At 35.3% G+C, this 22,886-nt stretch carries 21 protein-coding genes; 7 read left to right on the top strand and 14 right to left on the bottom strand.

Features of this window, described 5'->3' with window-relative positions; translation table 11 throughout:
* Positions 1 to 19 precede the first annotated feature (19 nt).
* The 6 genes from AC3HD6_RS20840 to AC3HD6_RS20815 form a co-directional block, all read right to left on the bottom strand.
* Entirely contained in the window at positions 20 to 331 is a 312-nt protein-coding gene (locus AC3HD6_RS20840; RefSeq protein WP_488898072.1) for a GNAT family N-acetyltransferase, read from the bottom strand.
* A gap of 231 nt (positions 332 to 562) precedes the next feature.
* Positions 563 to 1,438 carry a pirin family protein gene (locus tag AC3HD6_RS20835; protein WP_488898071.1) on the bottom strand — a complete coding sequence of 292 codons (876 nt, stop codon included), beginning with the start codon at positions 1,436 to 1,438 and terminating at the stop codon, positions 563 to 565.
* Positions 1,439 to 1,562: 124 nt separating this feature from the next.
* Positions 1,563 to 2,966, bottom strand: coding sequence for an MFS transporter (locus AC3HD6_RS20830; protein ID WP_488898070.1), 1,404 nt, complete (start codon positions 2,964 to 2,966; stop codon positions 1,563 to 1,565).
* A 141-nt stretch (positions 2,967 to 3,107) separates the two neighbouring features.
* Positions 3,108 to 3,950, bottom strand: a complete 843-nt coding sequence (locus AC3HD6_RS20825) for a hypothetical protein (RefSeq protein ID WP_488898069.1) — start codon at positions 3,948 to 3,950, stop codon at positions 3,108 to 3,110.
* A 290-nt stretch (positions 3,951 to 4,240) separates the two neighbouring features.
* The gene (gene asnB / locus AC3HD6_RS20820) at positions 4,241 to 5,908 is read right to left on the bottom strand and encodes an asparagine synthase B (protein WP_488898068.1); all 1,668 of its coding nucleotides are present in this window, start codon (positions 5,906 to 5,908) and stop codon (positions 4,241 to 4,243) included.
* Positions 5,909 to 6,639: 731 nt separating this feature from the next.
* Entirely contained in the window at positions 6,640 to 7,845 is a 1,206-nt protein-coding gene (locus tag AC3HD6_RS20815) for an RsmB/NOP family class I SAM-dependent RNA methyltransferase (protein ID WP_068939631.1), read from the bottom strand.
* A gap of 622 nt (positions 7,846 to 8,467) precedes the next feature.
* On the opposite strand from AC3HD6_RS20815, the gene AC3HD6_RS20810 reads away from it, so the two are divergent.
* Complete coding sequence (locus AC3HD6_RS20810; protein WP_027373877.1) at positions 8,468 to 8,812, top strand: zinc ribbon domain-containing protein YjdM; 345 nt, start codon at positions 8,468 to 8,470, stop codon at positions 8,810 to 8,812.
* A gap of 318 nt (positions 8,813 to 9,130) precedes the next feature.
* On the opposite strand, the gene AC3HD6_RS20805 is transcribed toward AC3HD6_RS20810, so the two are convergent.
* Entirely contained in the window at positions 9,131 to 10,066 is a 936-nt protein-coding gene (locus tag AC3HD6_RS20805; protein ID WP_488898067.1) for a sulfate/molybdate ABC transporter ATP-binding protein, read from the bottom strand.
* Positions 10,067 to 10,141: 75 nt separating this feature from the next.
* Between AC3HD6_RS20805 and AC3HD6_RS20800 the strand changes: the two genes are divergently transcribed.
* A complete protein-coding gene (locus AC3HD6_RS20800; protein ID WP_488898066.1) occupies positions 10,142 to 10,801 on the top strand; it encodes a YceI family protein in 660 nt (219 codons plus the stop codon).
* Positions 10,802 to 10,928: 127 nt separating this feature from the next.
* Positions 10,929 to 11,939 (top strand): phenylalanine--tRNA ligase subunit alpha, encoded by a 1,011-nt coding sequence (gene pheS, locus AC3HD6_RS20795; protein WP_488898065.1) that lies wholly within the window; start codon positions 10,929 to 10,931, stop codon positions 11,937 to 11,939.
* Between the two features lie 276 nt (positions 11,940 to 12,215).
* On the opposite strand, the gene AC3HD6_RS20790 is transcribed toward pheS, so the two are convergent.
* Positions 12,216 to 12,986 (bottom strand): DUF3108 domain-containing protein, encoded by a 771-nt coding sequence (locus tag AC3HD6_RS20790; RefSeq protein ID WP_488898064.1) that lies wholly within the window; start codon positions 12,984 to 12,986, stop codon positions 12,216 to 12,218.
* 150 nt (positions 12,987 to 13,136) lie between these two features.
* Between AC3HD6_RS20790 and AC3HD6_RS20785 the strand changes: the two genes are divergently transcribed.
* Both AC3HD6_RS20785 and AC3HD6_RS20780 read left to right on the top strand, forming a co-directional pair.
* Positions 13,137 to 14,192: an NAD(P)/FAD-dependent oxidoreductase gene (locus AC3HD6_RS20785; RefSeq protein ID WP_488898063.1), complete on the top strand. Its 1,056-nt coding sequence runs from the start codon at positions 13,137 to 13,139 to the stop codon at positions 14,190 to 14,192.
* 12 nt (positions 14,193 to 14,204) lie between these two features.
* Positions 14,205 to 14,534 carry a 2Fe-2S iron-sulfur cluster-binding family protein gene (locus AC3HD6_RS20780; protein ID WP_045493683.1) on the top strand — a complete coding sequence of 110 codons (330 nt, stop codon included), beginning with the start codon at positions 14,205 to 14,207 and terminating at the stop codon, positions 14,532 to 14,534.
* A 217-nt stretch (positions 14,535 to 14,751) separates the two neighbouring features.
* Here the strand turns inward: AC3HD6_RS20780 and AC3HD6_RS20775 are convergent, their stop codons facing one another.
* From AC3HD6_RS20775 to AC3HD6_RS20760, 4 genes are all read right to left on the bottom strand, one after another.
* On the bottom strand, positions 14,752 to 15,333 hold the full coding sequence (locus tag AC3HD6_RS20775; RefSeq protein ID WP_488898062.1) for an LOG family protein: 582 nt from the start codon (positions 15,331 to 15,333) through the stop codon (positions 14,752 to 14,754).
* 179 nt (positions 15,334 to 15,512) lie between these two features.
* Positions 15,513 to 16,955, bottom strand: a complete 1,443-nt coding sequence (locus tag AC3HD6_RS20770) for an aminoacyl-histidine dipeptidase (protein WP_488898061.1) — start codon at positions 16,953 to 16,955, stop codon at positions 15,513 to 15,515.
* Between the two features lie 121 nt (positions 16,956 to 17,076).
* Positions 17,077 to 17,568, bottom strand: a complete 492-nt coding sequence (locus AC3HD6_RS20765; protein WP_488898060.1) for a hypothetical protein — start codon at positions 17,566 to 17,568, stop codon at positions 17,077 to 17,079.
* A gap of 20 nt (positions 17,569 to 17,588) precedes the next feature.
* Positions 17,589 to 18,194 carry an LURP-one-related/scramblase family protein gene (locus tag AC3HD6_RS20760; RefSeq protein WP_488898059.1) on the bottom strand — a complete coding sequence of 202 codons (606 nt, stop codon included), beginning with the start codon at positions 18,192 to 18,194 and terminating at the stop codon, positions 17,589 to 17,591.
* 284 nt (positions 18,195 to 18,478) lie between these two features.
* On the opposite strand from AC3HD6_RS20760, the gene recR reads away from it, so the two are divergent.
* Positions 18,479 to 19,090, top strand: a complete 612-nt coding sequence (gene recR / locus AC3HD6_RS20755) for a recombination mediator RecR (RefSeq protein WP_068939607.1) — start codon at positions 18,479 to 18,481, stop codon at positions 19,088 to 19,090.
* Positions 19,086 to 19,925 carry a glycosyltransferase family 2 protein gene (locus AC3HD6_RS20750; protein WP_488898100.1) on the top strand — a complete coding sequence of 280 codons (840 nt, stop codon included), beginning with the start codon at positions 19,086 to 19,088 and terminating at the stop codon, positions 19,923 to 19,925. The genes recR and AC3HD6_RS20750 overlap by 5 nt, the downstream gene beginning before the upstream one ends.
* Before the next feature lie 265 nt (positions 19,926 to 20,190).
* Here the strand turns inward: AC3HD6_RS20750 and secG are convergent, their stop codons facing one another.
* A complete protein-coding gene (secG, locus tag AC3HD6_RS20745; protein ID WP_488898058.1) occupies positions 20,191 to 20,547 on the bottom strand; it encodes a preprotein translocase subunit SecG in 357 nt (118 codons plus the stop codon).
* Positions 20,548 to 20,854: 307 nt separating this feature from the next.
* Complete coding sequence (locus AC3HD6_RS20740; RefSeq protein ID WP_488898057.1) at positions 20,855 to 22,885, bottom strand: M16 family metallopeptidase; 2,031 nt, start codon at positions 22,883 to 22,885, stop codon at positions 20,855 to 20,857.
* Position 22,886 lies beyond the last annotated feature (1 nt).

Below are 22,886 nucleotides of genomic sequence, written 5' to 3'. Positions count from 1 at the left end.
AATAAATAGTGATGAAAATTTACAGTTTATCGTATCCGTCAAATTTTTGATCTACGATACGCTTCCACTCCGGATGCTTTTTGATAAAAGCAAAGACATACGGACAGAACGGAAGCAGTTTTTTACCACTTTCTTCAATATAATTTAATGTTTTCTCTACTACTGCCGCAGCTGCACCTGTTCCTGCTAATTCCTGATCAGCTTCCGTGTGGATCAATGCAATCTGATGGCTTGTTTCACGATAATCAATAAAGGCATAATGCCCATTGACTTCTATTTCAAATCTTTTTTCGGTTTTTACAAGAGGTATATTTTCGAATTCTGATTTCATAATTTTCTGTATTAAAAGTTGATAGGTGAAGTTGTAAGAGATTGACATCTTTGGTTTTTTATGTGAAAAATCTTGTTAAGAAAACAAACCTTATAGGTTTCAAAAAACTATAAGGTTTATCTCTACACATTACTTAACATTAATCTTCTAGACTTCAACCTGATATAATGATATATAAAGTTAGTAAAAAAAGAGCTGATTTAAGATTAAGAAAAATTTAATTCTATATTCTTAATCTTCAAGATATCCAAATTTTCCGGTATTGAAATCCTCAAAGGCCTGCATAATTTCCTCTCTGGTATTCATCACAAAAGGTCCATGAGGGAAAATAGGCTCATTAATAGGTTCTCCACTGATAATTAAAACAACAGAATCATCTTTAGCTTCAATATTGAAGCTTTCCCCCTCATTTTTAAATAATGCAAAATGATCTGCTTTAACGGTTTCTTCTCCGTTGATGATAATACTTCCTTCAATTACTAAAGCAGCGGTGTTGAAGTGGGCAGGAAAATGAAACTCTGCCTTACCTCCGGCTTTCAATTTGGCATTCATCATATGAACAGGAGTGAAGGTAAATGCGGGACCTTTATTCCCATTATATTCTCCGGCAATTACTTCTATAAAACCGTTTTCACCAAGGTCTACTTTTTCCATTTTAGAATTTTCAATAGCCTGATATTTGGGAGTACTCATCTTGTCTTTTGCAGGAAGATTCACCCAAAGCTGAACCATTTGAAAGATTCCGCCTTCTTTGGCCCATTCTGTTTCATGATATTCTTTGTGAAGAACACCTTTGGCAGCTGTCATCCACTGTACATCACCTTCTCCAATGATACCACCACCTCCGGCACTGTCGTGATGTTCCACTTTACCGTTATATGCTATAGTTACTGTTTCAAAACCTCTGTGTGGGTGTACTCCTACACCTCTTGGTCTGTCTGAACCATTGAAATGGAATTTTGAATTATAATCAAGCATAATAAACGGGTCCATTCTTTTCATATCTAACCCATGTACACCTGGAATAAAATTATGAACTCTAAAACCGTCACCTACAAAGTGTGCAGGTCTTGGAGATACTACCATTTCTACTTTTTTAGTTGCCATAATATTACTGATTTTATATAAACAAAAATACCATACTTATAAGGCAGATGCATTGATCTGTGATAAGTTCGTATCGAAGTGAAAAAGTAAATGGTTAAAAGGCTGATAAAGCAATAAATCTTATCTAGTCTTCTTTGGATTTCATATTCTTTCCATCTGAAATGTGCAGTCTTCTAAACACAAAGCCTGATAAGATTGTTAGAATTCCTACCGTAAGAAAAGTATATCGGAAAGCATTATGAGTTTCACCCTGGATGAGGTCAGAGGTTTCAAATATTTTTAAAACAATTAATCCAAAGGCAATTCCGAAACCGATTGCGAGCTGTTGATTAACTGATATTAATGAGTTACCACTGCTGGTCTGGAAATTTCTAAGATCTGCAATGGAAATGGTGTTCATAGAGGTAAACTGAATAGAGTTGAAAAAACCGAGAACTGCAATAATAGGGACAAACCAATATAATGAGGTATGAATATTCGGAATAGCCAGCATACAGATCAAGGTTCCGATAATAAAAGTATTGATCATTAAAGTTTGCCGATAGCCATATTTATCCAGAATTTTAATAACCGATGATTTCCCGAATATAGCAGTTAGAGCCATAGGAGCAATGATCCATCCGGAAGTTACGGCAGACTGTTTATAAGCAATCTGGATCATAAGTGGAAGTAATAACGGAACTGAGCTGATTCCGAGTCTTGTGGCAAGGTTTCCTACAATTCCCACACGGAAGGTTCTTACCTGAAACAAGTTTAAAGGAAAAATAGGATGTCCTTCTTTTTTTGCATGTTTATAGTAATAATAAAGAAACAGGAATCCGAGGATAAATACAACGAGAACAGGTGTTATATTCTGCATATCTCCAAAAAGTTCCAGCGAAATAGAGAGCAGGAGAGAGGCTGCAGCAAATATCAAAAATCCTTTAAAATCAAAATCTACATCATCAGACTTATAATCAGGCATGAATTTTAACCCCAAAATAATTCCTAAAAAACCAATTGGGATATTAATGAGGAATATCCAGTGCCATGAAAGATAATCTACCATATAGCCACCTACCAGTGGTCCAAGGACAGGACCTATTAAAGCAGGAATAATGGCAAAATTCATTGCTTTAAGCAGCTCATTCTTATCAAAGGTTTTAATGAGTGCCAGCTTTCCGACCGGTGTCATCAAGCTTCCTCCAACTCCCTGAATCACCCTTGAGATAACAAGATGAGTAAGGTTTTGAGATAAAGAACAAAACAAAGATCCAAGACTGAATAATATCAATGAAAAAATAAATACTTTTTTAGTCCCGAAACGATCCGCCAAAAAGCCACTTGCAGGCATAAATACAGCTAATGTCAATACATAACTGATGATGGCATTCTGCATATTCAGCGGGGATTCATGAAGATCCTTGGCAATGGATGGTAGGGAAGTATTCAGGATGGTTGAGTCCAGCATCTGCATGAAAATAGCAGTGGCCAGGATCAGTGGAAGAATTTTTTTTATGGAGGTCTTTTGAGGGCTTGTTTCTGTCATTTTGTATAGGCTGGAATGCTTCAAAAATTTCCAGGCTTATTTTATTTGAAGAAAATGCTTGCTTTAAGCAGTTCAATTCTTAGATAAAGAAATCCATATAAAATTAAAAAAGTCCTGCGAAATATCACAGGACTTTTTGATTTATTTTTTAGGTTTTTCTACTCCTTTCCATTCATCACCAGCTTTTCTGTACTGGCTTAAGGTAAAGTTTTTGAAATCCTTTGTTTTGTATTCTATATTATCAGCATTTTGTTCAAAAGGCATAATATAATAATATTCAATATCCGTTTTATCCGTCTTGTTTCCTTTTTTTACAGTCGGAACATATTTTGAAAATTTATAGCTAGGAAGATATTGTCTCAATCTTGTATAGAATGACTTGTCATCTTTCTCACTTGGAATAATATCTACAATATTCAAATCATCTTTTTTCTTATCTACCCAAAGATAGTACGTCTTTTCTTCTCCTAAGTTTCTGTTGAAAGAATTGAAAGCAAATAACTCCTTTGGAACCAGCTCTTTAATTTTTTCAGGATCAACTTTGGTATAAAATTGTCCTTTTGATGGATCTACATAGGTTTCAAGGTTGTACATCAGAACAGAGTTGTTCTCAAAATTCTTGTTTTTGAAGTATTGGTTTAAAGATAATTCTGCTGTTGCTCTAAGTTCTTTATCTCTCTTATCCAATTTTTTTGTTGGATTCTGAGGGTTAACGTATTTTACAAATTCATATAGAACGACAGGCTTTATATCCTTGAGGTGAGGATAAGTCTTAAGTTGCTCAGCTTTTACCAACCAGTAAAACTGTTGATAATAGTCATCCTTATCAGCATCTTTCACGCTTTTATAAGCTAAAGCAAGCTTTTTTGAGTTCAGATATTTGCCATATTTTCCCTGTCCAAAAGCAAAACTGATGGATAATAAGGCAAATAAAACAGTAAGGTTTCTTCTCATTTTTTTATAATTGATATTTTCGTTTTCCAAATATAATTATTTATTAGATATTATTTTTGATTGTCAGTTAAATTATGCCATATTGTTATAGTTAATTCAAAAAATAATCCCGTATTGCTACAGGATTAATAAATTATTGTGGTAGAAGTTAGAAATAAGAAGTGTAGATGTATAAAATGTCAATAATCAAATTTACTTCACAAGTGAATTGTGAATAGATTTAGAATCATAATAACTTTAATCATTGAACATCAAAAATAGACAATTACAACGAATAGACCATTCAGTATTGACTCTATGGCACTCCTACTCTCGAACTCCTAATAAGAAGTCTCATGTACCTTCACCGCTCTTCCACTAGGATCGTTCATCTTTTTGAAAGCTTCATCCCATTCCAAAGCGATAGGAGTAGAGCAGGCTACGGATGGAACAGACGGAACAGTTGCGGCCGCCGTTTCACTAGGGAAGTGCTCTTCAAAAATTGTTCTGTATCGGTATTCTTCCTTATTTTGTGGAGTGTTGAGCGGAAATCTGAATCTTGCGTTAGCCATCATTTCATCTGTAACTTCTTTTTCAGCTACTTCTTTTAAAGTATCGATCCATGAATAGCCTACACCATCTGAAAACTGCTCTTTCTGTCTCCATACAATAGATGAAGGAAGAATATCTTCAAAGGCTTTTCTTAATACCCATTTTTCAATTTTTCCTTCAGCTGTGTTAATCATTTTATCCTGTGGGTTAACAGCCATGGCAATATCCATAAATTCCTTGTCTAAGAAAGGAACTCTTCCTTCTATTCCCCAGCTCATTAAGGCTTTGTTGGCTCTCAGGCAGTCATACAAGTGAAGTTTTCCAAGTTTTCTTACTGTTTCATCATGGAATTCTTTAGCATTAGGAGCTTTATGGAAATACAGATAACCGCCAAACAGCTCATCCGAACCTTCACCTGATAATACCATTTTGATACCCATTGACTTGATCACTCTTGCTAAAAGATACATAGGAGTGGAAGCTCTGATGGTGGTTACATCATAAGTTTCCAGGTGATAAATCACATCACGCACTGCATCCAGCCCCTCCTGAACGGTAAAGTTAACTTCATGGTGAACAGACCCAATATGTTCTGCGGCTTTCTGTGCAGCTGCTAAATCTGGAGATCCTACAAGACCCACTGCGAAACTGTGTAATCTTGGATACCATGCTTCCTGAGTGTCACCACTTTCAATTCTTTGTCTTGCAAATTTTGCTGTAATCGCAGAAATAACAGATGAATCTAAACCTCCCGAAAGCAATACCCCATAAGGTACATCACTCATCAATTGTCTGTGAACAGCATCTTCAAGCCCTTTTCTTAGCTGATCAATATCGGTTTTGTTCTCTTTAACATGATCAAAGTTTTGCCATTCTCTGGTATACCATTGTTGAAGTTCAGTCCCATCTTTACTGTATACAAAATGCCCGGGTAAGAATGTTTCAATAGTCTTGCATACGCCTTCCAGTGCTTTTAATTCAGAAGCTACATAATAGTTTCCGTTCTTATCCCATCCCTGATAAAGAGGACAAATTCCCATATGGTCACGGGCAATAAGGTACACTTCATTTTCAGTATCATATAGTGCAAATGCGAAAATACCATTCAGTTTTTCCACAAAGTCTTTTCCATATTTTCTGTAGAGAGCAAGAATCACTTCGCAATCAGATTGAGTCTGGAACTCAAAATCGGGAAATTCTTCTTTTAGTTCTCTATGGTTGTAGATTTCACCGTTTACAGCTAATACTACTTTTCCGTCTTTTGTAAATAAAGGTTGTTTTCCAGAGGTCGGATCTACAATGGCGAGTCTTTCATGAGAGAACACTACTTTTTCATCCTGAAAAACTCCACTCCAATCTGGTCCTCTGTGACGGATCTTTTTTGACATTTCCAAAACCTGAGGCCTTAATATCTCAGTTTTTTGCTTGGCATCGAATAAACATACAATTCCACACATATTTTTATTATTTATAGTGACAAAAGTAAAAGAGATGTTTATAAATAACAATAAAAAATATGTATAAGTTAAAAATATAAATTAAATAATTTATTTTAAAGAAAAATATTAACTATTTATGAGAATTAGTATGTTTTTGATTGATTTTTTTCGTTGGCTTAAAATTTCTTTACTCTCTATACGAAATAAAAATGACATATTTCTTAATATATGATAATTTATTATGCAAATTTTAGCCCTTACTTTGTGGCTCGAAATAATTTTTTTTCATCATTTGTGTTTTTACCTTCTTGCAATTCTCATGCAAGAAGGTTTTGTTTTTATAGGGTTTTAGCAAGCCCTTCATTAGTAATATAAAATCACTAACTATATATGCTATTCATCCTTTGAAATGATTTTCCTATATTAAAAAAGGAAAAGCACCATCAGTCGGCTATGTCTTGAGTAATCGTTTTGTGGAAATTCTCTTTGAGAATATATATTGGCATCCTTAGGGCTGTATCGAAAACAGATAAGGTTTAGAATACAGGCAAAAAAAAATAAATTCAGTCCTTATATCCATACTATAAATTGCTGAAGGGTATTTTAACTATAAAAATATACCAACAGCGTCAAAACGGTTAATCTATAGAGTTAGTAGGAAATAAAGATGAAATGTTACACAATACTCTGAAAAAACAAAAAAACTACCCCTTGGAGTAGTTTTTATTTGTATTGTATTTTAAAGTCAATTAAGAAACTCTTTCAATCAATGCCATGTAGAATCCATCGTATCCTTCGCTTGGCATTACCTTCTCATCCTTAATCATTTTAAATCCTGGATTATTTTTAAGGAATTCTTCTACTTGCAGATTATTTTCAGATGGAAGGATAGAGCATGTAGCATATACCATCTTCCCTCCTTTTTTAAGCATTTTAGAATAATCCTGAAGAATCTGTTGCTGCTCTTTTTTGATTCTGTCAATAAAGTCCTGGTCAATCTTCCACTTACTGTCCGGATTTCTTTTTAAAACACCAAGACCAGAACATGGAGCATCAATCAATAATCTGTCTGCTTTGTCATGAAGACGTTTGATCACTTTGTTGTCGGAGATCATGCGGGTTTCAATGTTGTGGGCTCCGGCTCTTTTAGCACGACGCTTCAATTCAGCCAGTTTCCATTCGAAAATATCTAAAGCTACGATCTGACCCTTGTTTCTCATTAATGCTGCCAGGTGAAGGGTCTTTCCTCCGGCACCTGCACAAGCGTCTACCACTCTCTGTCCTTCTTTTACATCAAGAAAATATCCGATTTTCTGAGATGAAGCATCCTGAACTTCAAATAATCCTTCTTTAAAAGCAGTGGTAAGGAAAACATTCTTTTTTTCTTCCAATTGTACCGCATCAGGATAGTTTTTGATAGGGTAGGATACCACTCCTTCGTCTGAAAGGTCAGAAATAAGTTCCTTTGTACTCGTTTTTAATGAATTGGTTCTTAAAACAGTAGGAGCCTGCTCATTCAGAGCAATCATTTCTCTTTCCCAGTTAGCACCCAATTCTTTTTCCAGAGTTTCTGCTAACCAATCCGGAATAGAATGTTCAATTGCTTTGGTAGGAACTGTATTCTTTTTAAGTTTGGTAAGGATGTCCGCAATCTTAATTCCGTCAAACTCTTCAAACTTTTTATAATTGGTTTTGCTCCAAAGAAGATAAGCAATGATCAGTTTATAAATATTGTTAGGTTTTACCCCTTCGCCCATATAATATTCAAGGCGCTTTTTCCAACGGATGATATTGTAGAAAATCTCAGAAACAACGGCTCTGTCCTGGCTTCCCCATTTTTTGTTTGCCTTTAAAAGTCTTTCAATAACTTTATCGGCATACTTGTTTTTTTCAAAAAATGTTTCTTGTAAGGCATCGTGAATTCCGATAGCCAAGTTTCTGTGAATAAGTTCCATAAATTTGCTTCGCTGTTTGAATCTGCAAAAATACGAATTAAAGTTGAGAGTTGAAGATTGAGTTGGAGGGTTTGGGAATGAGAGTGTTTTAGAGTAGAAGAGTTAGAGTGTTTTAGAACGAGTAGTGCTTTATTGTTCTACGTGTTAGATCGATCGCAGTAATGTTTACTCAGTAATGAATAAGTTGGTACCTTAGCTGAATGAAATGTCTTTGCTAACAAAAATAGAGTGTTAGTCAAAAAAATTGTGAGTATTAGCGTTTAAAATTGAAACAGAATTATACATAGCAATGACTTTGTGGCGTATATTAATCTTTTAAATACTATTAATAAATTTCGATCCTGAATTTATTAAGACTTTCCTTACGATTCATATTTTTTTAGTCAGTTAAAATGCCTTCTATTCAATGGCGAATGAACTCCTTTTTTGCTTAAATGAAAAAACTTTGCAAATAAATTGTACATGGTTTATCAATATCCTTTATTTCTTTACATTTAACTTAATTAACTTTATTTAATTCACCTATTGGCGTGTAATTAATGCGTGTTTATAGTCTGCTATACTGAACTTTATCTCTTGACTTTAACCTTGAAAAAGCCCTACCTTTGCAAAAAATTAAAATATGAGTGATACAGTACTTTGTCCGAAATGCAGCTCTGAGTTTACTTACCCGAGCGATAATATGATGGTATGTTCTCAGTGTTTCTACGAATGGAACCCTGAAGAAGCAGCTTCTGAAGCAGCAAACGAGGGTAAAATATTGGACTCAAACGGAAATGAGCTTCAGGACGGTGATTCTGTAGTGGTGGTGAAAGATCTTCCTGTAAAAGGAGCACCAAAACCGGTAAAAGCTGGAACTAAAGTGAAAAATATCCGTCTAAGACCGGGAAGCGATCATAATATCGACTGTAAGATTGATGGTTTCGGAGCAATGGCTTTAAAGTCAGAATTTGTGAAGAAAGCATAATTACAATTCACCTTTGATATGGTTTTTAAGTCCATAAAAAAAGGAAAAAATTGGACAGTGTAATCTTTCAAAGACTTAATTGCAAGATTGCTAATGTCCGTCTAAAAGGCAGAAAGAGAAATAACCAATAATTTCCTTATGCTGTGGAAATACAAATGTAAGAAAAAGTTTAATAACAGATTCTTATGTTTGTGTTTTTTTTATGGGTAAGTGTAAGGAAATGTACGAGTTATCTTTTTTTTTGAAGAGCGGAAAAGGCTATGGGAGCTGTGAGCGATGAGGTTTAATATTAAATGTTTTTGGTCTCACTCTTTTCGACTAAACAAATGAAATACTCACAGAGTTATGCAGCTTTTCATCAGTATACATTACCAATTCTTTATTTTTTGCTATTATTTTATTCCAATAATAATTTCCTGCAAATCTGCTTTCTAAAACTTCAGCTTCAAAACCGTTTTCAGAAATTTTTATTCCTTTTGGATAATAGAAAAATTTGGATAACTGGAAAGCTTCTGCTTCATTTTCACTGAAGATATTTACCTCACCAAATAATTTGGCAACATATGAATTGTAAGGATTTTTATAGGTTTCTTCAGGACTGTCATTCTGAATGAGTCTTCCATTTTGAAGGATAACAATCTGATCCAGCCACGGCATAATGTCCTGAAGTTCGTGGGTGGAAATAATCAGAGAAATCTGATGTTCTTTTACATATCTGAACAGTCTTTCTCTAAGTTCAATCTTTCTTGGAAAGTCAAGATTACTGAAAGGTTCATCAAGGATCAACAGTTTAGGCATCACGGAAAGTGCTCTTGCGATAGCTACTCTTTGCTGTTGTCCGCCGCTTAAATATTTTGGAAGTACATCGGCAAACTCCTGAAGTCCTACAACTTCAAGAAGTTCCATAACGGTTTCTCTTTTCTTTGTTAAGTTAATATTCGAAATAAATTTACCTACATTTTCAGCAACTGTAGCATAAGGCATCAGATCAAAATTCTGTGCTACAAACTTCATTTCAGCTTCACCGGGAACAAGATTTCCTTTGGGTCCTAGCAGTTTGGCTCCATTAAAAATGATCTCTCCGCTTTCCCAATCAAGCAGTCCGTACACCAAGCTCAAAAGAGTAGATTTTCCGCATCCGCTTTCTCCTGCCAAAGCAATAATTTTATTGGCCTCAAATCTTAAATTAAGGTTTTGAAAAAGTGGTTTTTCTTTGGTGTGAGAGAAGAATAAATTGTTTATTTCTAAAAGCATATTACAAATGTAAGGTTTTTATGAAAACATAATTTTTTTTATTATATTAGCGGGAGTAATAAAAATAAATCAAAAATGAGAAAAAAACTGTTTTCGTTAGCTATTCCTGCTTTATTCGTTGCTGCTGTAATGGTTTCTTGTAAAAAAGATAAACCGCTTACCAGCGAAAGTAATGAGGTGACTACAACCAAGGATGGTAACCAGTACACTTTGGATACGCTAAACAGTAAAGTTGAATGGAAAGGATATAAAGTATTCAAATCTGAGAATACAAGCCACTTCGGAACAATTAAGTTTGAAAGTGGTGATGTAACAGTGAAGGAAGGAAAACTAGAAAGCGGTAAATTTGTTGCTGATATGAATTCCCTGACCTCTGTAGACTTGAAAGACAGTCCGGATGATATGGGAAAATTGAACGGTCACCTGAAAAGTGGAGATTTCTTTGAAGTGGAAAAATTCCCAACGGCTTCTTTTGAAATTACAAAAGTTACTCCTGCTACAGAAGGTGATTATAATACTCTTTTAGATGGTAATTTAACAATTAAAGGGATTACAAAACCAGTTCAGTTTAAAGCGAATGTTTCGGTGAAAGATGGAGATGTAAGTATTGCTACTGAGCCTAAAGATATCAAAAGAGAAGAGTTTGGCGTGAAGTTCCAGGCTCCTGCTGAAAACGGAGTGATTAAAGATGAGGTAACTCTTCAGATCAACGTTAAAGCCTTAGAAAAGAAATAATTTTTTTATTTAAGTGAAATAAGTGATTGAAGTCTGCCTCTCGAAAAAGAGGCAGATTTTTTTATGACGGACCTATTATTCAACTTAAAAGTCGTATTTTTGCAAAACATTTTGAAAGGGTAAAATAATGATAGAAAAGATAGAAGAACTACTGATCGAAGTAAACGGCTTCAATGCTACCTCTAAGGAAGAGATAGAGAACTTCCGTATCAAGTACAACGGTAAAAAAGGAGTTCTGAATGATTTTTTTGAAAAATTTAAAGAAGTTCCTAACGATCAGAAGAAAGAATTCGGACAGAAGATCAATACTTTGAAACAAGCTGTTGCTGTGAAATTGGAGGACTTGAAAACGGCTTCCGCATCTTCTGTTGTGATAGAAAAAGAAGATCTTACTAGACCGGCATTTCCACTAGATCTGGGATCAAGACATCCGATCAACCTGGTTAAAAACAGAATTATTGAAATCTTTAAATCCATTGGATTTGCAGTAGCAGATGGTCCTGAGATTGAAGATGACTGGCATAACTTTACCGCATTAAACCTTCCGGAATATCACCCGGCAAGGGATATGCAGGATACGTTCTTCATTGAGCAGAATCCGGATATTCTTTTGAGAACGCATACTTCTTCTGTACAGACTCGCTATATGGAAGAAAACCAGCCGCCTATCAGAATTTTATCTCCGGGAAGAGTGTTCAGAAATGAAGCAATTTCTTCACGTTCTCACTGTATCTTCCATCAGATTGAAGGATTGTATATTGATGAGAATGTAAGTTTTGCAGACTTAAAGCAAACGATCCAGTTCTTTACTACTGAGCTTTTCGGAAAATCTAAGATCAGAATGAGACCTTCTTATTTCCCATTCACTGAGCCAAGTGCTGAGATTGATGTATATTGGGGGCTAAACTCGGAAACTGATTATAGAATTACCAAAGGTACAGGATGGTTAGAAATCATGGGTTGTGGTATGGTAGATCCTGCCGTATTAAAGAATGTAAATATTGATTCTGAGAAATATTCAGGATATGCATTTGGAATGGGTATTGAAAGAATTACCATGCTTCTTTACCAAATGAGCGACATCAGAATGTTCTTTGAAAACGATATAAGAACCTTGGAGCAATTCAAGACATTATAATACAATAAACCTCCGGAGCTCCGGAGGTTTTTGTTTTTAATTACTGACCTAAGAAACAAAACGTAATTAAAAACTGATCTTATTGAAAAATTTACACGTGTCTGTTTCTTATATCCATACTTCGGGTAGGCAAGGGATTCCATCGAAGTATTGACATTGCAGCCTCGTTGCTGCTTCTATTAGTAAGACAATCTTTATTTGATATCTATTACATTTAAAATAAAAAATGTCTGTAAAAAATTACAGACATTGATTCATTAAAAATTGATTATAGGTTTACTTGGTAAACTTTAATGGGTATTTTACATTTTTGTAATCATCAATACTGGCTTTTAGCGACCCCACTGCTAATTCAGCTTTCAAGAGCATTGGAAGGTGGTTGGCATCATTGGAAACCCACATGGTTACCCCTTCTTTTTCTTTGAATACTCTTCCGCTTTTCACAGAAGGAATGATTTTTAAACAATTGATCGTCCCGAATTTTGTTTTTAAGTTCTCAGTTCCTGTTACTTTAAGCTGAAAAGGAAACATTTCATCATCAATCCATACATTCATATTGATTACAGTTCCTACTTTTAGCTCGTCCGGACTTTTGCTTCGCAGATAATAGAAACAGGAAAGCATATCCTGAACACCTTTTACAGATTTGATGACCTTTGAGCCATTGGCTGGTGTTTTCTTATCTGTTAGGATTAAAGTATTATTATCATGATTAAAGGCAGTTTCAAAATGCTGGCGATAGCTTCCTTCACGTACGTTTCGAACATAGTAGCTAGGCAATCCGCTTGCGCTGTCAATAAAACTTTCATAGAGGTCTTCTACTTTGAAGAAAGCTTTAACGGCACCAGTAGTCTGTCCGGTCCCTTTTACATACAGATGAGGTTCTCCTTTATACGTTGTCTTTTTAGTCGTAAGGTTAGCGGTTCCGGCATTCAGGAACCCATAATGGATTCTAAGAGTGATGGATTCGCCATCTCCGATGTTATCAATTTGGGCTGAGCCTAAAAAGAATATGAATACGGCAAAAAGGTTTAAAATTTTCTTCATAACATGACATTTACAAAAACATTGCCAAAATTAAAATCTTAATTGATAGATATTTGACAAATCTCAGCTTTTTATTTAGAATCAATTAAATATGCTTCGCATTAAAATTAGTAAATTTGCAGCTACATGTATAATTAAATTATCTAAATTATGATAACCACTGATATATTGATCATAGGGGCAGGTCCTACAGGACTTTTTGCAGTTTTTGAAGCAGGGCTTTTAAAAATGAAGTGCCATATTATTGACGCACTTCCACAACCAGGAGGGCAATTGGCCGAACTTTATCCGAAGAAACCTATTTTTGATATTCCAGGGTATCCTTCAGTAAACGCTGGAGAATTAGTAGATAATTTGATGGAGCAGATCAAGCAGTTTCAACCAGGGTTTACTTTGGGAGAAACAGCTGTTTCCTATACCAAGGTAGATGAGGAGTGGTTTGAAGTGGTTACCAACAAAGGAACGGTTCACAGATGTAAGGCGATTGCTATTGCAGGTGGATTGGGTACTTTCGAACCTAGAAAACCTACTTTCGAAAATGTAGCTGATTATGAGGAAAAAGGTCTTGAATATTTCGTTAAAGAACCTGAGCACTTCAGAAATAAAAAAGTAGTGATCGCCGGTGGGGGAGATTCTGCTCTTGACTGGAGTATTTTCCTTTCTAATGTAGCTAGCGAAGTAACTTTGATCCACAGAAGAAATGAGTTCAGAGGAGCTTTGGATTCTGTAGAAAAAGTTCAGGATCTGAAAAACGAAGGAAAAATAAAGCTGATTACTCCTGCTGAAGTTACTGGTATCAGAGGGGATGGAAAAGTAGAAGCAATCACTGTACAAAAAGATGGTGAAGATGCTTTTGAAATTGAAACAGATTATTTCATTCCATTATTCGGATTGACTCCAAAATTGGGTGAGATCGGAAACTGGGGACTGAATATTGAAAAGAATGCGATTGTGGTAAACAACGCTCTTGATTATCAGACTAACATTGATGGTATTTATGCAATCGGAGATATCAATACTTATCCTGGAAAACTAAAGTTGATTCTTTGTGGTTTCCACGAGGCTACTTTAATGTGTCAAAGTGTTTATAACAGATTGAATCCTGGTAAGAAATTCGTATTAAAATATACTACCGTAAGTGGAGTAGACGGATTTGACGGAAGCCGTAAAGAAGCAGAGAAGGCTGTTGTGAAAAAAATTGACTAATTTTGCAGAATTATGTCAGATATTAATATTAAAATCACCGACAGAGAAGGTGTAACCCACGATGTTATAGCTCCAACGGATATGTCCATGAACTTAATGGAGATTATCCGTTCCTATGAATTAGCTGAAGAAGGTACTATTGGTGTATGTGGCGGAATGGCGATGTGTGCTTCATGCCAGGTTTATGTAATTAATGATCCTGGTCTGGAACCAATGGGAGATGAAGAAGATGCTATGCTTGCTGAAGCTTTCCATGTGAAAGATAACAGCCGATTAGGCTGCCAGCTGCATATTGCAGATGCCATGGAAGGGCTTGAAGTGGAAATTGCTCCTTATCCTTAGAAAATATTTTTTAATCTTAATAAAACCCGTTCGGATTTTCCGAACGGGTTTTGTTTTTTATAAAAGCTTTACTATCTGTAATCACTAAAATTGATTATACCGAAATCTTTAACAGTCTCAATATTCACTTTAGTTTAAATTTTATCATTTTTATAGGTTTCAGTTTATATCCAAATAAACAGAATAATAACAGTAGGGATTTTGTTGTCATGTGTATCTAAACTTCCTCTTTAGTAATCCATTTTCCAACAGTAGGAGCCTTATAATTCTTCATTTTTTCAAGTAATTCATCTATATTGTCGCTGATTAGAAGCATGTCTCTGTTTACTTGCTTCAAAAACCCCTTATCTACCATATTTTGAATCAGTTGGATAAGATCATTATAAAAACCGTCAATATTTAAAATTCCGATAGGTTTTTTGTGAAGTCCAAGCTGTGCCCAGGTAATCATTTCAAAGAATTCTTCTAAAGTTCCGTAGCCGCCGGGAAGAACTATCACTCCATCACAGAGATCGTTCATTTTTGTTTTTCTTTCGTGCATGGTTTCCACGATGATAAGCTCAGTCAGATTTTTATGAGCAATTTCTTTGGCTTGTAAAAAGTTAGGGAGAACACCGGTTACTTTTCCGCTTTCACTTAATGCTCCGTTAGCTATTGTTCCCATCAGCCCGGTTTCCGAACCGCCGTAAATAAGCTGTATATTTTGTTTTGCTAAAGTCTGACCGAGCAAAAATGCCTGCTCTTCATAGACTTTATCTGTACCGAAACTTGAGCCGCAGAATACTGTAATACTTTTCATATTGGAATGTATTTATTTTTAAAGCTATAGAAGGTAAGAAAATATTTATTGAAGTTTTATATTGTAATCTCCAGATCTTTAATTGTTCTTAATTTTTTAATATAACGTAATGATTTGATATAATTAAAAATATCCAAAATCAAAAGATCTTGGATATTCAATATAGTTATTTTACTATTTTATTTCTGAGGAATATTTGCTAAAATATCTTTCAGGAAGCTCCAGAATTTCTGAGCAGATGGAATATTTGCTTTCTCATCAGGAGAGTGTGCCCCTCTGATGGTAGGTCCGAAACTTACCATTTCCATTTCAGGATAATTAGCACCAATGATACCACATTCTAAACCTGCATGACAAGCTACTACATGAGGTTTTTCATTGAACTTCTCTGTATAGATCTTTTCCATAATCTGTACAATTTCAGATCCTGGTCTTGGTTTCCATCCTGGATATGAACCACTGAATACCACATTCATTCCAGCTAATTCTGCTACAGATTTTAATTGTTCTGCTGTAGAATATTTAGAAGAGTCCACTGAAGATCTTGTAAGGTTAAGGATTTTTAATTCACCACCTTTCAATTCAACTCTTGCCACGTTATTAGAAGCTTCTACAAGGTCTGCTACATCCGGGCTCATTCTGTAAACTCCGTTGTGAAGAGCTTTCAAAGTAAGGATAACTTTTTTAGAATCTCCTTCTGAAATAGCTTTGTCAGAAGAGGTAGAATTCTCAATATTGATTTGAAGACCTGGTTCTACAGAAGCAAATTCTTCTAAAATCTCTGTTTTAAGAGCTGTTGCTTCTTCAATGAATTCCTGTGCATTTCTTACCGAGATGAGAGCAACGCCTTCTCTTGGGATAGCATTTCTTAATCCACCACCATCAATAGAGATCAGTTCAACATTTTGCTTTTCCACTCCTTTGTAAAGCAGTCTTCCCAGAATAATGTTGGCATTTCCAAAACCTTTGTGGATATCCATTCCTGAGTGACCTCCTTGTAAACCTTTTACCTCAATTCTTACAACTTGTCCTTTTGGAGTTTCTGTTGCGTAGTTTTGAGTAATCGTAACGTCTACACCTCCTGCACAGCCGATGTCAATTTCATCATCTTCTTCCGTATCAAGATTTAATAGAATTTCTCCAGTAAGCTGTCCTGGCTTTAAACCGATAGCCCCTGTCATTCCTGTTTCTTCATCAATGGTGAATAAAGCTTCCATTGCAGGGTGAGGAATGTCTGAACTTTCAAGGATAGACATAATAGTAGCGACTCCTAAGCCGTTATCTGCTCCTAAAGTAGTTCCTTTTGCTTTTACCCAGTCTCCATCAACTTCCATTTTGATTCCTTCTGTTTCAAAATCGAAATTAACATCATTATTTTTCTGGCAAACCATATCCAAATGCGACTGAAGCACAATCGATTTACGGTTCTCCATTCCTGCAGTAGCAGGTTTTTTAATAATTACGTTTCCTACTTCATCTACAGTAGTTTCTAAGCCTAGGTTTTCACCAAATCCTTTGATGAAGGCAATTACTTTTTCTTCTTTTTTAGATGGTCTTGGAACTGCATTTAATTTGGAGAAGTTTTTCCAGATTATCTGCGGTTCTATATTAGATAATTCCATTGAAATTTATTTTTCTCAAATTTACAAAATAAAAAATGCTTCCGTAGGTTACAGAAGCATTTTTATGAGTTATAAAGTAGGAATAAGTAAATTTTTGAATGGGCTTATTCACTTTTTGTTGTTAACATCCACATTCTCCATAGATCGGTGTTGTGATAACACTGCCATCTGGTTTTTCAATGGTCAGGGTACCTTCAAAAAGTAAAGCTTCTTCGCCTTTTATCTTTTTACCTTTTACAGAGATTTTATACCCTTCATTTTCTATTTCTTTGGTCAGTTCTTCATCCACTTCCATATCACTTGAGGAGATAAGGTTCATGGCAAGCCTTTTACCATCCAGCTTCATGTAAGCCGTTTTTCCGGCATCATCAGCATAGATATATTTTTCAGCTTCAAAATCAGCTTTGTTTCTTGCAAAATAGCATGAACATTCTTTGATTTCTTCAGGAAATGAAATGGTTTCAATCTGAATTTTCCCGGAAGGAATACTTGCTGTAGCAGAGTCCTTAGCGATGTTTGAAGAATCTGTGGCGGCGTTCGCAGAAACTGTTTCTTTGTCCTTTTTACAGGCTACTAAAAGAAATGCAGAAAATAAAATGATTAAGTATTTCATGTGTTTGTGGTTTTGAAATGTTAGCCTCTTGCTCTTTCAAGAAGGGTCATCATTAATAATGAAAGAATTACTAAACTTTCTTCTTCATCATCAATGTCTATTAATCTATCTAATTGGAATCTTCTTCCAAAGAATGAAGGCATTTTTTTAAGTTTGAAATATGCTTTTCCGTCAATACCGGTAACAGTATAAGATGGATTCAGGAAATATCCTGTAAACATTCCGATGATAGGAAGTTCTCCTACGAAGCTGTCCCAGAATCTTACCCATGCACTATCTTCCTGTACTTTGAATTTAGGCTGGTCTTTAGAATCAAGAATATCATAGCTTGCTTTCCAGATAGAACGCATTCCTTTTCTGGCTAATCTTCCGTAGTTTTTGTTATCTACAATATCATTTAAAGAATAAGAAGCATTAAAATCAATCCATTGATTGGCTCTGATTCTGAAAAGTTCTTTTGATTTACTTTCGTCATTGAAAACGATAACGTCTTCTTTGAGTTTAAACATTTTCTGACGTACGTAAGCTACGTAATTTCCATTTTTGTCAGTAATGTTGAAGTCGCTGGCTAGTGTCGAAATTTTAAACTTGAAATCCAGTGGATAATTTAGGTTGTTAAGTACCATGTTTTAGTTAATTTTTTTCATATTTAATTTAAGCCGCAAATATAACTGTTTTTTTAGAGTTTCTGAGTATAATGGCCAAATTGGAATCTAAATTATCATTATGAGACAATCTAAGCGTCGAAAGTGGATTTGCTTCGCAGGTGAATAGTGAGTGACAGTTGGTAATCAAAATTGATAAGCGAAGCAAATTGACTATTGACCACTCACTTTTCTGTATTCTGAAACTCAAAAAACTCCTCTTCAGGATAGATTGTTTTCCTTAAATATTGCTTATTTTTGTAGCTATGGATTATCCAAGTAAAGTGTTGGCAAAGGCAGTTGATGAAATTTCAGGATTGCCTGGAATTGGGAGAAAAACAGCTTTAAGATTGGCATTACATTTATTAAAGCAACCTAATTCCAGAGCGGTGAGCCTCGGGAATTCTCTGATTAATCTTGTCAACGAAATAAAATACTGTAAAGAGTGTCATAATTTCTCTGATTTTGACATCTGTGAGATCTGCAGCAATGAAAAAAGAAGCGGTGAGTTGATTTGTATTGTTGAGGATGTAAGGGATGTGATTGCTATTGAAAATACAGGGAAATATGGCGGGAAATATCTGATTTTGGGCGGAAAGATTTCTCCGATGGAAGGAGTAGGACCAAGCCAGCTGAATATTCCAAGCATTGAAAGAAAACTGAATGAAGGAAAGGTAAAGGAGTTTATCTTCGCATTGAGTGCTACTATGGAAGGGGATACTACGGCTTATTATATTTATAAAAAGTTTAAAAATTTTAATGTGAACTTTTCAAGCATTGCAAGAGGAATCTCGGTAGGAGATGAATTGGAATATGCAGATGAAATCTCACTGGGAAGATCTATCATCAACAGATTACCTTACAACGAAAAGGATTAATATGAAGCTGTCTATTATTATTGTCAATTATAATGTCACTCAGTTACTCAGAAACTGTCTTTTATCTATTCAACAATATATAAAAGAAGTGGAGTACGAGGTTATTGTAATAGATAATGCCTCTACAGACAGTTCATGGCGGGATCTTCTCTCAGAATTTCCTGAAGTACACTTCATTTCTTCGGAAATGAATGGTGGTTTCTCAAAAGCTAATAATCAGGCAATACAAACTGCGAAAGGAGAATATGTATTGCTTTTAAATCCTGATACGGAGTTCGAAGGTTTTTATATGAAGGATCTTTTAGATTTTGCGGAAAGTCAGATTGCTTTTGGATGCCTGGGAATAAGAATGCATGATGCTGAAGGAAATTTTCTGCCGGAAAGCAAACGTTCGGTTCCGGATATGTTCAATTCCTTTGAAAAACTGTTCACCAATTTTAAAAAAAATAACTCTAAATCCTATTATAGAAACGATATAGAAGAATATGCTGTGGCTGAAGTTGAAGTCATGACAGGAGCTTTTTTATTGGTGAAAAAAGAAATTTATGAAAAGATAGGCGGATTGGATGAATCTTACTTTATGTATGGCGAAGATATTGACCTTTGCTATACTCTAATAAGAAATGGTTATAAAAATTACTATTATGGTAAGGTCTCTATTCTTCATCATAAGGGAGAAAGCACTGTAAAGGATGATGTATATCTGAGTCGCTTTTATGGTGCCATGCAGATCTTTATTGACAAATATTATAAAGAGTCAAAACCAATGCAGTATTCATTTTTAAAAGCAGGCTTAAAGCTTCGTCATCAGATTGAGAAGATTAAGCTGAAGTAAATAGGTTAGGAGTTGGTAGAGAGAAGCTGGAGGTCATTGAGCAATGAAATTTTCTGCTTTTTAACTTCTATAAATTAGGCTTTATTTATTTCATGGTGTCATTCTTAATGTAACGAAAGTGAAATGAAAAATCTAAATCTATATGAGATTCTTTCACAATGAATAGAAGTGGTAATAATTCCCCAAGTTAAATATTGAAGACATAATACAATAAAAAAGCAACCCGATCTGAGTTGCTTTTGTTGTATGTAGAAAAATAATCTTCTTATTTAGCTGGTGCAGCTGGTGTTGAAACCGGAGCTGTAGTTGTAGAAGAAGCAGGAGCAGATTGTTTTGCCGGAGCTTCTTTTTTAGCTGGTTGCTGTTGAGTAGGAGCCACTTGTGATGGTTTACCCGTGATCACAACACTTAAAAGGATAAGAACAATGATAGTTCCGCCTAGAGTCCATGTTGCTTTTTCCATGAAATCATTGGTTCTTTGTACTCCAAACTGAGCAGAAGATGCTCCTCCGAAAGTACTGGAAAGACCTCCACCTTTTGGGTTTTGAGCCATAACAACAATTACCAATAAAACACTGGCAATCATAATAAGAACCATCAATAGTGTAAATATAGTATCCATTAATTTTGATATCTTTTTGAATGGGCAAATTTAATCTTTTTTTACTGAACGGCAAAAAAAGATATCGGTAAATATGGCACAACAATAAAAAAATAGAAATTAAACAAAGCTTTTAGGCTTAAAACACAGGATAAGACAAATAGAAAGTTAAGAATGTTGAGAACAGGAGGATGAATTGTTTTAAACTTTCTCACAGATTTTACAGAACGCGGATTATTTTAGTTTCAAGATTTTCTAAATGTGGGAGAACACAAAAAAAGGCTATCCCAAATTGAGATAACCTTTTCTATAAAATTGTTTTGTTTTTTTATTTAAAATCAGAATCTTTAGCCTGGTTAAGCTGGTAAGATTGCACTGCCAGGTTGATTTCCATGCCTCCCATATTCTGGATAATGGTAAATGGAAGCTTTACTCCTGATACGTCTTTATAATCAGCGAAGCTTGTAGGCATAGAACCTCCTTCGCCAGTTTTTATTTCACCCGTTTTTAAACCGGTTTTTACACTGTAATAATAGGTTTGTTTTGGACCTTTTACCACATAAGAATCTTCATTGTTATATTTTTCGATTCCTGCTAGTTTTAATTCTGTTGATTTGGCAAAAGTAAGCTCCGGGAAAAGTTCCGGTTCTGCCATAGAGGCTTTTTGCTTATCGTTCAAAGGAATTTTTTGCCCCTGTGCTTCAGCATATCCGTCTTTACCATCAAAAACGATTTTCTGAAGGGTATTGCCCATCATTTTCATTTCCATCATCATTTTTCCGCCTTTCCCCTGAATCAGCTTCATGTTCATATCCATTCCCTGAACCTTAGTCGTAGCATCAGCGGTAATGGAGGTCACTTTCTGAACAGCTGCTAAGCCTCCTATTGCACTGATGTATTTATCTGCTACAGAGCCAATCGTTACATTTGCATCCACTTTCTGTGCGGCAGGTTTTGCTACCGGATTGGCTTCTTTATCAAAATATTTTACAGGATAGCCTAATTTTTCAAGCCCTTCAGCAATATCAGATGCTTTTCCTGCAATAAAAATTCTGCTCTGGTTAGGGAGAATTGTAGCCTTTACCGCATTAGATACATCTGCAGCAGTAACCTTGTCAATAGACTTTAAATAATTGGTATAGAAATCTGCCGGAAGATCCTGAACTTTTTGATTCAGTGCAAATTTTGCTATGGTTTCAGGTTTTTCTAACGACATAATGAAAGAACCCTTGAGTTTGGCCTTGGCATTATCTAATTCCTCTGGCTTAACGGTTGAAATGGCGTTTAATTCATTCATCATTTCTTTAACAGCTTTATCCGTAACTTCATTTCTTACGCTGGTTTCAGCTGAAAAGTCTGGTGAATACTTGCTCGCATTCATGCTGGAGTATGCTCCGTATGTAAATCCGTTCTTCTCTCTAAGGTTCATGAAAAGTCTTGCTTCACCACCACCACCAAGAATATAGTTGGCCATAGTAGCAGGGAAGTAGTTAGGATCCTTCATCTTAAGATTGTTCAGGTTGCTTACAGACAATACAGATTGTACAGCAGAGGGAACATCAACCACATTGATCTCTGTCTTGGCAACATTCGAGGCTGGTTCTAAAGCGGCAAACTTGGTATTTGACTTTTTCCAGCTTCCGAATGCTTTTTCAACCAAAGGTTTGATCTGGTCAAATTTTACATCTCCAACAATGACTAAGTAAGCATTATCCGGTGCGTAGTATTTATTGTAAACATTTTGAATATCTGCAAGTTGAACCTTGTTGATGGACTCAATAGTTGCAAATTCTCCTCTTGAAGTATTTTTTCCATACATTAAAGCATTAGAAACCTTTTCAGCAATAGAGGAAGCATTTTTTTCATCTGCTTTTAATCCTTCAGTAATTCTTTCTTTTGCATTTTTAAGTTCTTCTGCAGAGAATTTTGGATTTACGATAGCATCTGCCATCAGTCCCAATACTTCAGGAAAATATTTTGAAAGAGAGTTAGAGGAAGCTCCATTGGAAGAAAAGTTAATATTGGCTCCTAAGAAGTCTACTTTTTTATTGTATTCATCTTTGCTAAGGTTGGTTGTTCCATTATCCAGCTGTTCCGCCATAATCATGCTTACTCCCGTTATATTTCCCTCGTTATAAGGAGGTCTGTCCATCGAAAGTGTGGTATTTACCCTTGGTAGTTTATTGTTTTCAACTACCATTACAGTTAATCCGTTGCTAAGCTGAAACGTTTTTGGTTTGGCAATGTTGATGGCAGGAGTAGGTCCTGGTTTTGGCATTGCATTAAGGTCAATTTTTTGGGCAGAAAGCATTCCTGCAAATAAAAATGCCGCTGCTATATAAGTGAATTGCTTTTTCATG

It is taken from the genome of Chryseobacterium sp. II3a, assembly GCF_057815135.1.
The sequence above is the reverse complement of the archived record's forward strand: the minus strand, read 5'-3'. Positions and strand labels throughout refer to the sequence as shown.